This window comes from Rhodobacter capsulatus, from assembly GCF_005144475.1.
GTDB classification, from domain to species: Bacteria; Pseudomonadota; Alphaproteobacteria; order Rhodobacterales; family Rhodobacteraceae; genus Rhodobacter; species Rhodobacter capsulatus_C.
In genome coordinates this window covers 1-1,502 of sequence record NZ_SWJZ01000149.1, presented here as the reverse complement: position 1 = coordinate 1,502, position 1,502 = coordinate 1, and the positions used below count along the sequence as shown (strand labels likewise).

The 1,502-nt window shown below is 71.3% G+C and carries 1 protein-coding gene; it reads right to left on the bottom strand.

From position 1 onward, the window contains the following. Positions 1-366 precede the first annotated feature (366 nt). Positions 367-1,311 carry a LysR family transcriptional regulator gene (locus FBT96_RS19965; RefSeq protein ID WP_136909765.1) on the bottom strand — a complete coding sequence of 315 codons (945 nt, stop codon included), beginning with the start codon at positions 1,309-1,311 and terminating at the stop codon, positions 367-369. Positions 1,312-1,502 lie beyond the last annotated feature (191 nt).

Sequence of the window (1,502 nt, the reverse complement as noted above, 5' to 3'; positions counted from 1 at the left end):
CCGTCTGGTCTGAAACTGTTGCGCCCGCTGTCGCGGGCGCCCCAAAGGGGGGCTCTGCCCCCCTCGCGGCTGCGCCGCTCACCCCCCGGGATATTTGCACCAAGGTGAAAGGCGAAACCTTTCCTTAACCAGTTTGGCGAAGGATGGGGTTACGGTACAGGCGGGGACGCCGATGACCGTCCAAGGTGAAACGCCCGGTTCCCCCTCGTGTCCGAGGCCCGAGCCGGGCGTTTTCGCCTTTGCAACGGCGCGCCGCCCGCCCTCCCCTTTCACCTTGGCGTAAATATCCTCGGGGGGTGAATGCTCCGCAGGAGCAGAGGGGGGCGGAAAGCCCCCCATCCGGGGCCTCCGCGGGAGCGGGCGCACTCATTCGACGCGCAACGATGCCTCAAGCCAGGGCGCTTCGAGCAGCGCAGGCGCCACGATCCGCTCTGCCAGAAGGCCGCGCAGCCGCCGCGCCACCGCGCCGGGAAGATCCCCCATCGTGCTTGCCCGGGCGCTCAGCACGATGCGGCGGCTCATTCCCGGCCCCGTCAGCGGCGCCAGCGCCACCCCCGCCCGCTTGCCATGCAAGACCCCCGAGGGTGTCAGGATCGACCAGCCCTGCCCCGCCGCCACCATCGCCAGAATCGCCGGGGTGCTGTCGATCTCGAAGCGATGCCCGGGGCTCTCGCCGATCCGACCCAGATAGGCCGCGATCTGCTGCCCCATCAGCGTGCGACGCGAATAGTGCAGAAGCGGCAGATCGGCCCCCACCATCCCCCCGGGCCAGACCGCGATCAGGGGTTCGGAGAGAAGCGGATGCCGTTCCAGCCCCTCTTGCGCGCCCTCGATCTCGGCCGCCACCACCATGTCAAGCGCCCGCGCCTCCAGCTGCGCCGCCAGCCGATGGCTCGGCCCGGTTTCCAGCAGGAACCGGCAGGCGGTCAGCTCCGCCCCCATCCCCGCCAGCAGAAGCGGCGTCACCTCGGCTTCGAAATCCTCGATCATGCCCAGGCGGAAACTGCGCAGACCGGCAGGATCGGCCAGGCCGACCCCGGCCCGGCCCCGCGCCAGCTCGTCCAGCATCGCCTCGGCATGGGGCAGGAAGGCCCGGCCCGCCGCCGTCAGCCCGAAGGGCCGCGCCGTGCGGTCGACCAGCTCCGCCCCAAGCGCCGTTTCCAGCGCCACGATCTGCTGACTGACCGCCGAGGCCGACACCCCCAGCCGCCGCGCCGCCGCGGTGACCGCGCCTTCCTCGGCCGTCGCCACCAGCATCTCGACCGCCCAGAGGCTGATCTTCTCGCCCCGCCCTTTTGCCTTGCCCGTCATCACCGCTCCCTGTCGGGGCCAGATTGGCGGTCCGCAGCCGACCTTGGCAAGCCCGGGTGCACGCCCTCCCGCAATTTCCGCAAACGGCCGGGGATCCGGGCCGGGGGTCTCGGGGGCCCGCCCCCGAGCGGGGGGTCCGGGGGGCTGCGCCCCCCCGCCTGCTTACGGTTACGACATTTTCGAATGCAACG